Origin of the sequence: Rhizobium aureum, from assembly GCF_030182495.1 — a bacterium.
Taxonomy (GTDB): Bacteria; Pseudomonadota; Alphaproteobacteria; order Rhizobiales; family Rhizobiaceae; genus Rhizobium; species Rhizobium tropici_C.
The window spans coordinates 123659-138219 of sequence record NZ_JAQJCI010000002.1 but is presented as its reverse complement, the minus strand read 5'-3'; the positions used below and the strand labels follow the sequence as shown (position 1 = coordinate 138219).

The 14561-nt window shown below is 61.0% G+C and carries 11 protein-coding genes; 1 reads left to right on the top strand and 10 read right to left on the bottom strand.

Annotation, left to right across the window (positions count from 1 at the left end; translation table 11 throughout):
* Positions 1-6 precede the first annotated feature (6 nt).
* Entirely contained in the window at positions 7-1197 is a 1191-nt protein-coding gene (locus PH552_RS06465; RefSeq protein ID WP_112344525.1) for an aromatic amino acid transaminase, read from the top strand.
* Between the two features lie 49 nt (positions 1198-1246).
* Here the strand turns inward: PH552_RS06465 and PH552_RS06460 are convergent, their stop codons facing one another.
* The 10 genes from PH552_RS06460 to PH552_RS06415 all read right to left on the bottom strand — a co-directional run bounded on the left by PH552_RS06460 (position 1247) and on the right by PH552_RS06415 (position 14470).
* The gene (locus PH552_RS06460; RefSeq protein WP_112344524.1) at positions 1247-2980 is read right to left on the bottom strand and encodes a pilus assembly protein TadG-related protein; all 1734 of its coding nucleotides are present in this window, start codon (positions 2978-2980) and stop codon (positions 1247-1249) included.
* Positions 2980-3402 carry a TadE/TadG family type IV pilus assembly protein gene (locus PH552_RS06455; protein WP_112344523.1) on the bottom strand — a complete coding sequence of 141 codons (423 nt, stop codon included), beginning with the start codon at positions 3400-3402 and terminating at the stop codon, positions 2980-2982. Before PH552_RS06455 ends, PH552_RS06460 begins: the two co-directional genes overlap by 1 nt.
* A 303-nt stretch (positions 3403-3705) precedes the next feature.
* Positions 3706-3894 carry a hypothetical protein gene (locus tag PH552_RS06450; protein WP_245430456.1) on the bottom strand — a complete coding sequence of 63 codons (189 nt, stop codon included), beginning with the start codon at positions 3892-3894 and terminating at the stop codon, positions 3706-3708.
* Between the two features lie 94 nt (positions 3895-3988).
* The gene (locus PH552_RS06445; protein ID WP_113250304.1) at positions 3989-4789 is read right to left on the bottom strand and encodes an ABC transporter permease; all 801 of its coding nucleotides are present in this window, start codon (positions 4787-4789) and stop codon (positions 3989-3991) included.
* On the bottom strand, positions 4789-5640 hold the full coding sequence (locus PH552_RS06440) for an ABC transporter permease (protein ID WP_285165756.1): 852 nt from the start codon (positions 5638-5640) through the stop codon (positions 4789-4791). Before PH552_RS06440 ends, PH552_RS06445 begins: the two co-directional genes overlap by 1 nt.
* 92 nt (positions 5641-5732) lie before the next feature.
* Complete coding sequence (locus tag PH552_RS06435; protein WP_285165755.1) at positions 5733-6905, bottom strand: ABC transporter substrate-binding protein; 1173 nt, start codon at positions 6903-6905, stop codon at positions 5733-5735.
* Positions 6906-6953: 48 nt separating this feature from the next.
* Positions 6954-8051, bottom strand: a complete 1098-nt coding sequence (locus PH552_RS06430) for an ABC transporter ATP-binding protein (RefSeq protein WP_112344518.1) — start codon at positions 8049-8051, stop codon at positions 6954-6956.
* A 1-nt stretch (position 8052) separates the two neighbouring features.
* Positions 8053-10116, bottom strand: coding sequence for a hydantoinase/oxoprolinase family protein (locus PH552_RS06425; protein WP_112344517.1), 2064 nt, complete (start codon positions 10114-10116; stop codon positions 8053-8055).
* A complete protein-coding gene (locus PH552_RS06420; RefSeq protein WP_112344516.1) occupies positions 10113-11804 on the bottom strand; it encodes a hydantoinase B/oxoprolinase family protein in 1692 nt (563 codons plus the stop codon). The genes PH552_RS06425 and PH552_RS06420 overlap by 4 nt, the downstream gene beginning before the upstream one ends.
* A gap of 98 nt (positions 11805-11902) precedes the next feature.
* The gene (locus PH552_RS06415; protein WP_285165753.1) at positions 11903-14470 is read right to left on the bottom strand and encodes a winged helix-turn-helix domain-containing protein; all 2568 of its coding nucleotides are present in this window, start codon (positions 14468-14470) and stop codon (positions 11903-11905) included.
* Positions 14471-14561 lie beyond the last annotated feature (91 nt).

Genomic DNA, 14561 nt, shown 5'->3' with positions numbered 1-14561 from the left:
GTGCCCATGAAGAAAACGGCGTTTTTCGATAGTCTGGCGGAGCAGAAGCCCGATCCCCTGCTGGAATTGATCGCCAAGTTCGCCGCCGATCCGAGAGCCGGAAAGATCGATCTTGGCGTCGGCGTCTATCGCGATGAAGCGGGCCGCACCCCTGTCATGAGAGCCGTCAAGGCGGCCGAGCATCATCTCTGGGAAACGCAAAAATCCAAATCCTATATCGGCCCGGAGGGAGATCCCGCCTTCCTGCGGGCGATGGCTCTCGAGGTTTTCGGCGAGCGCCACGGCGGCAGGCGGCTCGCCGGAATTCAGACCCCTGGCGGCACAGGCGCTCTGCGCCTGGCTGCGGAACTGCTTGCCCTCGACAAGCGACGGAAGATCTGGATCGGCACACCGACATGGGTCAATCACCAGCCGATCTTTGCCGCGGTCGGCCTTCAGGTCGGAACCTATCGTTTCTTCGATATCGGCAAGCAGGCCGTTCTGATCGACGACATGCTGACGGCCCTACGGAACGCCGCGCCCGGTGACGCGGTGCTGCTGCAAACGAGCTGCCACAATCCCACGGGCGCAGCTCTCTCATCGCAGAATTGGCGAGATATTGCCGACGTCGTCGCTGCCAAGGAATTGCTCCCTCTCTTCGACAACGCCTATCAGGGCCTCGGGCGCGGCCGGGTCGAAGATGCGGCCGGCATGATTGATGTCATCGAAGCGGTCGGCGAAGCCATGGTCGCTGTCTCCTGCTCCAAGTCTTTCTCGCTCTATCGAGAGCGCACCGGCGCTGTCTATCTGTTTGCGGATCAGCAGGCGTCGTTGAACAAGGGCATTGGTAATCTCGCGGGTTACGCGCGCGCAAGCTACTCCATGCCGCCCGCGCACGGAGCAGCCATCGTTGCGGCAATCCTCCAGGAGCCGTTCCGCCGTCAGCTCTGGGTGGATGAACTGAACGACATGCGCCTCCGCATAACGGAAATCCGCCGTGCGGCCGGAGAAGCCTTTGGTCGATTTCTTCCGGAACTCGCCCATATGAGCACCCAGGAGGGCATGTTCTCCCTGCTGCCGATCTCTTCCGAAAACGTCCTGAAGCTCCGGGCCGAACACGGCATCTACATGCCGGACTCCGGAAGGATCAATGTTGCGGGCATGCGGGTCGAGGACGTCGCGTCCGTGGCCGAATGCATCGGCCCCTACCTGGTTTGAAGATGAGCCTGAGCGGTCCTTGCCGGTGATCGACCGCGATGCTCAAGCCTCACTGAACGAGTACGGGCTGCATGCAGCGCGCATCGGTCACCTTTATGTCGGCCTGGCCGACACCGACGCCAAGGACGCCAAGCAGATTGTAGAGGAGCTGGTCGACCGGAGCGGTGACGGCAGACAGCGTATCGGCGACGGCTCCCAGCACCGCGCTCGGCGTGCCAAGGGTCAGAATGAGCACCTGAATGCTGATATTGGCATTTTTCAGAAGTGACTGGACGGCCGAGGTCAGGATAGTGCTGGTTGAAACGGTCTTGACTGTGCCGGCAGAAATTTCCGAGGGCTGAAAGGTCACGCGTGTCGGGCTCATATTGGCGATATCGACCTGCGCGCTTGCGATCACCTTCAGAAGCAGGGAATCGATGATGGCTGCTGGAGTAACGCGTGGCTTGGAGCCGAAATTCACGAAAGCCGAAGTATCGACGTCCCCAAGCGCAATCTCCGCCACGCCGGGTACGGCGTCGATCCCGACGACGGCGTTCGGCATGCTGCCGCCGACACAGCTTATCGAGGCAAGCTTGGCCTCGGCAGGCGCGATCTCAACATAAAGCGGCACCCTGATCTTCAAGCCTGCAATCAGGGACAGGCCGGTGACCGAAACTTCGATTGCCGCGCGCACTTGCGGCGTGCGAACGATAGTGCCCGGCGCGCCCACGGCGGCCGCCGGTGCTTGTTGTGCGATCTCCCCGATCGCCAGCGTCATCTTCGTCGCTGCAAGACCCGGCACGTTAGCCCCAAGATCGAGCGCGATCTGCCTTTGCTGATTGGCGGCCATCGCGGTTGCGGAGATCAGGTCCATAACGCTGATCGTGGAAGTCAGGTTGGGCGCGGTTCCCACGACATCCGTACCGAGAGGACCGAGGTTCACGATATCCTGCAGCTTGACGGTGAGCTTCGTGGTTCCCAGCGTCTTGCCCAGATTGTTGATGATGGTGACGACTGCCGGGGAAAGATTGGACGATTTGCCAAGCGCGCCAAGAATCTTGTCATAGGTGACATCGGTCGCCAGGAGCTGATCGTAGCTTACCCCTGTCAGCTTGAGATCCGTCGCCAACAGATTGAGGAAGCTTAAAAGGTTTACCTTCGCGCTGATGAGCGCCTGATAGTCGACGAGATTGAGAGAGACCTGCGTCCCAAGAAGAGAGCCCAGAAGCTGGTTTAGAATGCCGCCATTGAGGCTCGCCAACCGGGAGCCGATAGAAAAAGCTGCCAAACGCTCGCTGGAAGCGGTACCCGTGGCGCTCAAGGTCGGCGGGTCGGCAAAGGCGGAGGCAAAAGGCATCACCGCCTTCTGCGTCAGCGTGACCCTTACGGAATCGGAGAGGGAAGTCCCCGGCGTGAAGCGGTTTTGAGGCGCCACGGATGTGTCTGCCTTATAGGACCCTAGAACCATATTGCCCAAGGTTTCATATTGACCCGACGTGGCCGCCGCCGTCGTGATCTGCCCGTTTGCGGTCATGTAGCTGCTGCCCGATGCCACTGCGGCCGTCGTGCCGTTGCTTTGAAGATTGGCCAGGAGCGCGCTCTGCGCATTTGCGATATCGGCGGCAGCCGTGATTGCGCCAATGTCGCTCAATTGCTGCAGGCGCCGCTGCTGCAGCGTCATCATGCCGTAATCGATGCCGAGGCCAAGGCAGTAAAGGATCAAGGGGGAGGCAAGCGCAGTGGTCACCGCGACGTTTCCCCGCCTGTCCGTCAAGGAGGCGAGCCGACCGAGAAGCCTCTTCATCAGAGACCTCCCAGCCGAATGGTCGAATAACGGCGGATGGTCGAATCCGGCATGGCGAAAGTATAGAGATTCCAGATCGGAAGATTGGATGCGTCGTAGGCGGCGCTCACGGTGAACTGGTTGGCATTGGCCGGGTCTGTCGCGACGGTGACCGTCAGCTTGTCCTTGTTGATGAAGGCGTCGTTAATCGTCGAGCGGGAGACGAAATCCTGGACCAGCTGGCTTCGCTCCGTGGCCGACAATCCCGCGATCGCGGTTCGCGCGGCATCGGCGGTCAGCTGCTGTAGGGAATGGGCCGCGGCGAGATAGATGCCGAAGGCAACCAATGTGAGAAGCAATAGGAAAAAAAGCGGCGCGATTAAAGCGAATTCGACCGCTGCAGCTCCCTTCTTGTCCCTGCCGAAATGAGAAACACGATACATGCTCCTGTCTCCTTCAATCGGCCGCCATCTATGCGATGACGGTCGAGGAGACATTAGGCTTTGGGTGTTAATTTTATATTTCTAAATAAGATACTTTCTAATATTATTACATCTTAATTATATTAGATACTTGATAAAGCTCTCATTACTTTCTTGATCATCGCTGCGCGATTAGCCATCGTCATATCGCATTTTCGCAAGCTACGATCACGGCATCCGCCGCAACTGCGATCACGGACAGCTGTCATTTCTCCGACCCTGATCGGGTCGCGAGGACGACGCCAGAACTCGTATGTCGTCGATCTACTTTTTCTTCGGCGCCAATTCCCAGCCGCCCTGCAAGTTTCTTACGAAACGGCGGTTTCCTTTGTAATAGGTCACCGCACCGGTTCGATCCACCTTGATCGACGTCGGCAGCGATTGCGTGACCGCTTTCAGCCGCTCGACCATGTCAAACGCTTCCTGTCTTTTTCCAGCGCGGATCAGCGCCATCAGCTTGGACTCTTGTTTCATCCTCTATATTCCCGTTCATGGAGGATCAGGGGGTGGCGGAGTGTGTGGTCCGTCGGTTGTTTTTTCATATCGATCAACCCGCTCGGCGTTGCATGAGCAGCGAACGCAGTGCCACGACCACCACGCAAACGCTGGAGATTAGAAAGATTGCGCCGGACATGGCGTAAATCGTCGGCGAAGCGCCGGCATTCATCTTGCCGAACAGCACCACCGGCAACGTGTTTTGGCGACCGGCCAGATAGAAGGCGCGCGTAAACTCGTTGAGCGACAGCAGGAGCGAAAAGATGAAGGCGCTGACGAGACCCGGGCGGATCAACGGCAGCGTAATATCCAGGAACTGCCGGAGCCGGCTTGCACCAAGATCGTCTGCCGCCATCAGGTAGGTGCGCTTGACGGCGGCAAAGCTTGTCAGGATGACGATGAAGGCAAAAGGCATCGCCCACAGCAGATGGCCGGCAATGACGGTCAAGGCCGAAGCCTTCACGCCGGCACGGCTGATAACGGTCGATAGCGCCAGTCCCTGGATGACGCCCGGCACGAACATCGGCAGAAGCACCGCCAGGAACCACAGTCCGCGGCCGCGGTGCAGCTCGCGATATGCGAGCGCCGCACCGAGCGACAGCAAGGTCGCGATAACAGCCGTCGCCAGCGCTATCATGATCGACTGGCCGAGCGCGGCGACAAGCGCGCTTTCCGCCCCGAGCGCGACATACCATTTCAGCGTAACATCGGAAAAATGCGGCAGGCCGGGCTGAAGCGCCGGATTGAAGGAGACGCCGAGCAAATAGAGCGGCGGCGCATAGATCACGGCGAGACCGATGATGGTCAGCGTCCAGATGACGATGCGCGGTGTCGTACCCTCCCTGACGATCATTAGCCGCGCTCCTCGAACAGCGAGGAGAGGCCGAATATGGCGTCTCCGATCAGCACCAGTCCGAAGACGATCACGAGCATCAGCGTCGAAATCGCAAAGGCGAGCGGAAAATTGGCGACACGCATGACGTCATTGATCATCACCGATACGATCGATGCGCCGGCGCCGCCGAGCATCTGCACCTCCGTCGACGAGCCCGCGACCATGACGAAGACGAACAGGAACCCGGCAAAAACACCGGAATAGGTCAGCGGCAACAGTACGGTGCGTGCCATCGTCCAGAAGCCGGCGCCGAGATCGCGCGATGCCGCCAGCGCGATAGGATCGACGCGGCGCATGGAGAGCAGGATGGGGAAGGTTGCGAACGGCAGATAGGAGGCGACCAGCCCGACGATGACGGCAAAGTCGCTGAACAGCAGCCAGTCGAGCGGCGCGTCGATAATCCCGGCGTGCTGAAGTAGCGTGTTGATGACGCCGGTACGACCAAGCAGCAGCCGCCAGGAAAAGGAGCGGATGAGATAGGACGTGAAAAACGGGATGGTAAGGAGGGCTGCGAGCAGAACCGACAGCCTGCGCCCGGCCAGGAAATACATCGCATAGGCGGTGGGATAGGCGATGACGAGGCAGATAGCCGATGTCAGAAATGCTTTGCCGAGGGTCGACAGAAACACGCTCCAGCGCCCGGCCTCCAGGACCGCGCCGTAGGCGGCGAGGCTGAACTCCGGCTTGATCCAGTAAGTCGCGGAATCCCAGGCACAGAAGCTCCAGACCACGACCAGGACCAGCGGTGCAAGGCCGAGCACGAGGATCGCCGCAAGCGGAGCGGCCAGCAATAGAACCGGTGTCTTCATGGTCTAACCCTCCTTCTCTCGGTGTTGATCCCATCGGCTCGGGGCCGGCCTGTCCTCGAACAGAAGGGCCAGCCCCGCTCCATCGCCTTACATCAGGCGTTGCGCAGCCTCTGCCACCACTCTTCGTAGAGTTGGAAGTTGTCCGGCCGGCAATTCTGCCAGTAGACTTTCCCGGAGAACTTGGCCTTCACATGGTCGGCGAGCTTGGCGACGTCGTCGGCCTTGTATTCGTCGGGATGGGCCTTGGCATAGGCGAGGTTGTTGTCGGTCGGCACGAGATAGCCGCGCGCCTTGCCCAGTTCGCAGCCATAGAGGCCGGCAAGCAATGCATCGACGAATTTATGGGCCGCCCCGGCCTTGCCACGCTCCGTGGCACCCTTGAGCAACACCGTATTGTTGCCCCAGCCTTCATAGCCTTCGGCGGGTGCGGCATATTCCACCTGAAGCCCGCGCTTGCGGCCTTCATAGACAATCGGTTCCCAGCCGGTCATGGCGTCGACCTCTTCGTTCGCCACCAGCTGCACGCCCTGCTCCCAGCCATTCCAGAAGGTCCGGAATTGCCCGTCCTTCTTGTGCTTGATCAGGAATTCCATCACGAGGCCGAGCTCGGATTCCGTCAGATTGCCCGGATCCTTGATTGACTTGTTTTCTGCTTCCTTGAGATAGATCGCCGTGAAGATGGCGCTGTTGATCCAGGCGTCCTCCATCGCGACCCGGCCTTTGAGCTTGGGATCGAAGATGACGCCATAGCTGTCGACCTTCCCGAGCTTGTCGGGGCGGTAGATGATGGAGTCGGCGTTGACGACGGTCGGGATACCATATTGCTTGCCTTCATAGGTCAAGGTCGGTATGTCTTTGGCCCATTGCCAGATGCCTGCGAAATTCGGGATCTTGGACACGTCCCAGGGCGTAATCAGCCCTTGCTTGGCGAGCTCCCTTTCAGCGCCGCCCTGAAAGCCGCCGACATCGAAAAGATCATTGGCATTGCCGGCGGCAAGGCGCGCGACGACCGGGCCGACATCATTGCCGTTATCGGTGAATTCGGGCGAAACGCCGCTCTGGCGCGCAAATTCCTGCCATTTGTCGCCGATGTCGAGCGTCGCCGTGGCCCAGAATGCAACCGTCGCGTCATCGGCCATGGCCCGCGTCGCGGTCAACCCACCAAAGGAAAGCGCGGCCGCACCCGCACCCATCAGTTTGAGCATGTCACGGCGCTGCATGTTGCTCCTCAAGGCGGAGGAGGCAAGATCTCTATCTTTGTTCATCGTGTCATTCCCTTCCCTTATTTTTCGCTTGTTTCAGCCATTCGGGTCCTACTCATCGCCTGAAGCCAGGGCCGGTATTCCGGAACGATCAATCAAGAGCGCAGCACCCGGCTTCAGATGCACACGCACGCTTTCGCCCGGCAAGGGCGGTGTCTCATCCGCGCTGGTCGTTAGCACCACGCGCTGGCTGTCGGCGAAAGCGAGCGTAACGTCATGGCTGAGTCCGCGATAGATACTTTCGACAACCTTAAGTTCAATTGTTTCGGCCGCTATCGCGGCAGCCGGGACAAGCTCAATTCGGTCTGGACGGATTGCAACCAGAGCATCAGACGGCGGCGGCGCTCCGGAAAAACTTGCGCTCAGCCGTTGGCCGGCAATCGTGGCAACGGCCTTTTCGCCGGAAACCGTAATATTTTCGGGCTTCAGAAGCGTATCGATACCGACAAAGCGCGCAACGAAAGCATTGGCCGGCGCCTCGAAAAAGCGGGACGGCACATCGGTCTGCTCGATGCGTCCCTTGTGCATGACCGCCATGCGATCGGAAAGGCTGAGCGCCTCGTCCTGATTGTGGGTAACGAGAATGAACGTCGCGCCGGTACGCTTGTGCAGCCGCCCGAATTCGTCGCGCATCTGCTGGCGCAACCGCTCGTCAAGTCCGGTCAGCGGTTCGTCGAGGAGGAGGATGCCCGGCTCCATGACGAGCGCGCGGGCGAGCGCCACGCGCTGGCGCTGGCCGCCCGAAAGCAGATTGACGTCGCGATCGGCAAAGCCGGAAAGTTCGACGAGATCCAAGGCATTCTCGACCTTGGCCTTCAGCCCGGCACCGGCAAGTCCACGCAACTTCAGCCCATAACCGACATTCTGCGCGACATTCATATGCGGGAAGAGCCCGAGCGACTGAAACACGGTATTGACCGGGCGGCGATTGGCCGGAACGCCGGCCATATCTTTCCCATCGAAAAGAACGCGGCCCGACGTCGGCCTGTCGAAACCGCCGATCAGCTTCAAAAGCGAGCTCTTGCCGCAACCGGACGAGCCGAGCAGCGTAAAGAACTCCCCTGCCCTGATATCGAGCGTCACGTCGTCGACGGCCCGCATCGGCCCGAAACTCCTGACGATATGGTCGAGACCGATCGCAATCGCCATATCAGACGCTTCTCCCATCGCATTCGCGGATGAGCAGCAGCCCCTCCCTGCTCACTTCAAGCTCCTGTCCGGCAGCCACCAGCGAGGTGGCAGTCGCCTCCTCGATGAGAAGCGGGCCGGCGATCTTCTCGGAAGCGGGCAGTTTCGTGCGTTCGTAGACGGGGCAGGATACCCAACCAACCGTGCCGCCGAAGTAGACCTTGCGATGACCCTTGAAGGCCGCATCCAGCGAACGGCCGGCGCGATCGAGTTTCGGGATGGCGATGACCGGACCGTGAAGCACCGCCTCCAGATGGATCATGGTGATTTCGACCGGGGAGCCGGGCAGTCGGAACGTATAGGCGCGCTCATGCGCTGCATGGAAACGTTCCGCAAAGCTTTCGGCGTCGTCGTCCATTTCGAACAGGGCGAAGACGCCGTGTTCCTGGCCGCGATAGCGGGCCTCGACGCGGCAGACGTAGCGGATCTCGGCCGCATCTCCCTTGGAGAAATATCTGACCGCATCCCGTTTCAACTCGTCGAACCGGCGCTTGAGATTGCCGACGGCCTCCGATGCGAGGGGCGCAAACCAGGTGCTGCGGAAATCTGCGCGCGGCTCGGCTGCCAGCATACCCCAGGCGGAAAAGATGCCGGGATGCGGCGGCACGACCGTCACCTTCACACCGAGATCACGCCCGAGACCTGCGGCAAGCGCAGGACCGGCGCCGCCGGAAATGACAAAAGCGGCGTCGCGCGGATCGTGCCCGCGCTGAACCGTCACGAGCTTCAGCGCGTTGATCATCGACGCATGGGCGATCTCGACGATGGCAAGCGCCGCATCCTCGACCGACAGGCCCATCGGCTTGGCAATCGTCGCAATCGCGGCGGCGGCCTTGGACTTGTCGAGCTGCATCTGCCCGCCGGCAAAGCTCGCCGGATCGAAGATGCCGAGCGTCAGCAAGGCGTCGGAAAGGGTCGGTTTGTCTCCGCCTCTTCCATAGCAGGCCGGGCCAGGTATCGAGCCGGCGCTTTCCGGCCCCACGCAGAGCGCGCCGCGCTCGTCGATGCGAGCGATTGATCCGCCGCCGGCGCCGATCTCGACGATATCGACCACCGGCACCTGCACCGGGTAGCCGGGCGCGATGCGGGTATGCTCGAGCTTGTATTCACTGTCGAGCGTCGGCCGGCTGTCGTGAATCAAGGAACATTTTGCAGTCGTGCCGCCGACATCGAGCGACAGCACTTCCGATTCAGCCATTACAGCACCGATGCGTGCGGCACCCGCAACACCACCCGCGGGCCCGGATTCGACAAGCGTCAGCGGGCTCATCTGGGCCTGATCGAAAGTGGAGATGCCGCCATTGGACTGCATCGCATAGTAGGGGCAGGTGAGGTCGCGCTCCATCAGCGCGCTTTCGAGCCGGGCGAAATAGCGCTTGATGATCGGCTGCACATAGGCGTTGAGCACCGCCGTATTGGAGCGCTCATATTCCCGCCATTGACGGGAGACCTCGTGGCTGGCGCAGACAGTCACATCCGGCAACGCCTCGGCAATCGCCTTGGCGCAGGCGATTTCGTGCTCGGGATTGACGTAGCTATGGAGGAAGATCACGGCCACCGCCTCGACCTTGCGGGCGCGGCACTCGCGGATGATCGCCTCGACATCGCCAAGCTCGATGGGTGTCAGCACCTGGCCCTTGGCATCCATGCGCTCGCGCACCTCGAAGCGCAGGCTGCGGGGTACGAAGGGCTCCGGGCTTTTGAACCGGAGATTATAGAGATCGGGGCGATTGCCGCGGCCGATTTCCAATACGTCGCGAAAACCGGCGGTGGTCACCAGCGCCGTCCTGACACCCTTGCGTTCGGTGATCGCGTTGATGACGGTCGTTCCGCCATGGGCGAAGAAGATCACGTCGCGCGTCGAAAGCCCGTCCTTCTTCTCGGCAAGTGCGATCGCCGCAAGGACGCCTTCGGATTGATCGTGAACAGTCGTCAGGCTCTTGGCAGTGAAGATCTCACCCGTGCGCTCATCATAACCGACGAGGTCGGTAAAAGTACCGCCTACATCCGTCGCCAGTCTGATCATCCCGCCACCCTTTCTTCATATCCATATTGGCTGCGGGCCGCCTCGCGGGTGATGTAGCCGTCTTCGATGTCGCGACGGATATATTCCGGCTCGCGTGCGTGAGGCTCGCCCCAGCCGCCGCCGCCGCCGGTGATGATGCGCACGAGATCGCCGCGGTTCAGCCCGATATGCGGCTCGCGGCCGAAATTGCTGACCTTGCCGCCATCCTCCACCTGCAGGAGATTGATGCTGCCGGGCTTGCCTCCCTCGATGCCCCAGGGCGGCGTGTCCGTTCGCCCGAAGCTGCAATAGGCTGATACATCGTCTCCAAGAATCTCGTAATCTCGGATGACGCCGAAACCGCCGCGGCGGCGACCGGCGCCCGATCCTCCCTCGACGTTCAGCGCATAGCGGCGCACGAGCAGGGGAAAGCGCGCTTCGATCACCTCGACGGAATAATTGTAGGTGTCGCCATCGGTGAGCGCGATCAGCGCATTGGCGCCGTCGCCGTCCTTGCTCGCGCCCCAGCCGCCATGCTGCGGCTCGATATGGATGAACGGCTGCCCCGTCCCATCCCTGCCAGCGATATAGACGACGCAAAGGCTCGTATAGGAACCGGCGGAGAAGCGCTCGGGCATGAGTTTGGCGAGCGCCTTCCAGACGAGTTCGGAGGCATGCACCGAGCCTTCGTAATACCAGCCCGTAGGCGAAGGCTTTTCCGCCGTGAAAACCGAACCTTTCGGCGCGATGACGGTGAGCGGCCGGAACCAGCCCTCGTTGGACGGCGCCTCCGGCGCCACCAGCGCCTTGAAGATGGTGCGAACGGCCGATTGCAGCGCACCTGCCGCACAATTGATCGGCCCCGCGACCGCGGGCGGGCAGCCGGTGAAATCCGCCGTCAGCCGATCACCGGCGATCGTGACCGCCACCTGCACCCTGATAGGATCGGTGGTGACGCCGTCGCCATCGATAACGTCAGTCGCTTCGTAGACCCCGTCGGGCAGCGCGGCGATGGCGGCGCGCGCCTGCCTCTCGCTCACGGTCAGTAGGTGATCGAATGCGGTCTTCACGACGTCGGTTCCGTATTTGCCGGCCAATTCGGCCATGCGACGGGCGGCAACGCGAACGGTCGCCACCTGTGCGGTGAGATCGCCGATCGCAACGTCAGGCAAACGGACATTCTCGCGGATGATCCGCAGAACTTCTCCCGAAAAGCGATCGCTGCGCACGACTTTCACACCCGGCAACCGCAATCCTTCCTGAAAGACGGAGACGGCATTCGGCGCAAGCGAGCCGGGAACCGAGCCGCCGACGTCAAGATAATGAGCAACGTTGATGGCATAGGCCAGAATCCGCCCTTCGAAGAAGATCGGCTTGACGATGGCGAAATCGCAGGCATGCGTACCGCCGGAATAGGGATCGTTCGTCAGGAGAATGTCGCCATCTTCCAGATCTTCACCATAGAGAGCGATCAATGACTTGACCTGCGTGCCGAAAGTGCCGGTGAAGAGCGTGATGCCGTTCATCTGCGCCACGAGCTCCCCTTCGGGCGTCAGGAGACCGCAGGCAAAATCAAGCACCTCATAGATGACCGGGCTCATCGAGGTTCTGGCCATGACCACACCCATCTCGTCGACGGTGGCTGCCAGCTTGCCCTCGATAATCTCCTGCGTCACCGGATCGACGACGACCACGAATCTACCTCGCATTATAATATTCGCACGAGTGCAGATTAGGTGTTTTTTCGCCCATCGAAAGCCTTCCCGATGGGTGGGCACACATGCTGAAACCTACCCGTTCGGGTAGGTCACCTATTGAGCATGCCCTTTTGACGCGCTGCCGTGACGGCTGCCGTCCGCGTCGAGACGTTGAGCTTGGCGAAGATGTTGCGCAGATGGAATTTGATCGTGTTGTCGGAAAGCGCCAGCATCCGGCCGATTTCCTTGTTGGAAAGCCCGGAGCTCAGCAACTCCAGCACCATATGTTCCCGGCCGGTAAAGGCGGATCCGACGTCGGCAATGGCCGGCTCCTGCATCGTCTCGGCAGCCACGAGCAGAGACTGGAGACGCTTGCGGGTCACGTTTGCCACTGTCGGATGAGTGGCAAGTGAGCGAAGCTCACCAAGGCCCGCTGCATGATCAAGATGCAGCAAGGCGCGATAGTCGTCGAGCGGCATCGTCAGCACAAGATCGGAAAGGCGGGCGGCGGCGACATCGGCACGGTCCTCAGCGAGCAGAATCCCTATGTCGATGAGAGCAAGCTCGATCGCGCGCGGAATATGCAGGCGCTGGGATTGACGCGTTCTGAACTGATCGAAGACCTCGCGCGCCTTGGAAACTTCGCCGAGCGCCAGATAAGCGCGCGTCCAGAAAATTGCCGGGGTCGCGCCGCGCAGATGAATGGAAAGCAGATTGGCGCGATCCGCAACGATAGCCTGTATGCCGAAACCGTTGGCCTCGGCGTGCCGGATCGCCTGGTCAAGATCACCCGATGCCATGAGAAGCATGGCACGCTCGCCATCGATCAGGCGGCTGAGCCGATCGAAGCCGCGCCGCCGCGCCGCCGCACGGATGCGATCCATGGCGGCGTGAGCCGCCAGGAAATCCTCATGCATGCGCAAGACCCGTTGTTCGGCCATGAAACCCGCTGCGAGAAGATCAAACCATGTATCGTGGCGCTCGAGATGCGGCAGCGCCCATTCCAGCATGCCGGCCGCGGCCTCTGCCTCGCCCCGCATCGATAGCACTTCCGCCTTCAGAACCTGGCCGACCGCGTCGAGATCGCTGCCGGGACCGATATTGGCTTGTGCTTCGCAGATCAATTCGTCGTAAGAGGCAAGCGCGCTCGCGCAATCGCCCGACAGAAAGAAGGCCTGGCCGATATGCGTGTAGAGATGCATCGCACCGAAATCGGCACCGCCGTCGCGAAAGGCGCGAATGGCGAGATGACCGTAATGCAGCGCCCGATCAAGTTCGCCTCGGATCAGGAAATTGTAGGACAGCATATTGAGCGCCAGCGCGCGATGGATGAGTTCCATGCCATCCGGCTGCTGCAAATCATCTTCCAATGCCGAGAGATCGGCCGTGCTCGCCCAGTGATCCGTATAAAGCGCAAGGAGAATGCGCACGACGCGCAGGTCTTTCGCAAGGATCGGATCACCGGAGGCGGCACGCTCGGCCGTGGCGAGATAGTGATTGGCTGCGGCAAGCTGTGCCGCTTTGGCATGAAAAATCGAAAGTCCTAGCGTCGCGAGGGGAAAGCGGACCAGATCGATCTCCGAGGCATGTCCGCTCAAGGCCTGGAAAAGCGTTGCGCCGCCCCGCGTGGTGGCATAGACACGCCTCCATCCGCCGGCGGTTTCGACGATACGCGCTGCAAGATTGGCGTTATCCGCCAAAAGCGCGTGATGGACGGCGCGGTCTATATCGCCATGAGCCTCGAACCAGTGTGCTGCACGGTTCAGCGCACGGTTGGCATCGATACCCCTGCGGCCGGCGGTTCTCTTGAGAAACTCGTTGAAGACCGGGTGGAACCGCATCCAGTTGCCCGGCCCGGCAAGCAGCGTCACCGGAAGGGCGTACTCATTCAGCCGCTCGATCAGGCCCGCGTCCTCGCCGGTTTCCAGCACTGCCTCGAGAAGCGGCCGATTGAAGGCCGGCAAGGCCGCAGTCTCGATCAGAAACAAGCGGATATCCTCGGGCAGATGCTCAAACACCTGCTCCGAGAGATAAGAGCCCATATCCGCGCCGCCTCCGTCGAAGGAGGCGAGAATGGTATCGCTTTCCTCGGATTCCGCAACCAGAAGGCTCACCATCTGCAACGCGACCGCCCAGCCCTCCGTGCGGCGATTGAAGGAGCCGACCTGCTCTTCGGTCAGATGCGCGCCCTTGCCCTCAAATAATTCCCGCGCCTCGGCATCGGAAAAACCGAGTTCGGCCACGCCGAACTGCTTGAATTCGCCACGCAGCCGCAATGCCGACAGAGGAAAGCGCGGCGGACTGCGGCTGACCAGCACCAGCTTGACATGCTCGAGCGAAAGATCGGCAAGGATCTTTGCCATCAGGGCCTCGGTCGCATCCGTCTGAGCAAAGTGATAGTCGTCGAGGAAGATGACGAGCGGCTCTTCGATCTTGCGCAGGCGCGTCCCGAGCACGGAAAGAAGCGCTGTAGCCGGCAGATTGCCGGCATCCGCACCGTCCTCGTTCGAGAGCGTCTGCAGGGCATCGATCAGAGCGAGCAGGAAAGCTTCCTGGCTCGTATGCTCGGCATCGAGCGACACCCAGCACAGCTTGACCCGATCTTCCTTCAACAACTCGTACCATTGGACGGCGAGCGACGTCTTGCCGTAACCGGCCGGCGCGACGATGGTCGTCAAACGACGCAGCCCGGCGCGCCGGAGCTGCCGCAACAGGTCGCTGCGTCTAATAGTTTGCTGCCCGCTGGACGGGGGAGCAAATCGATTCTGT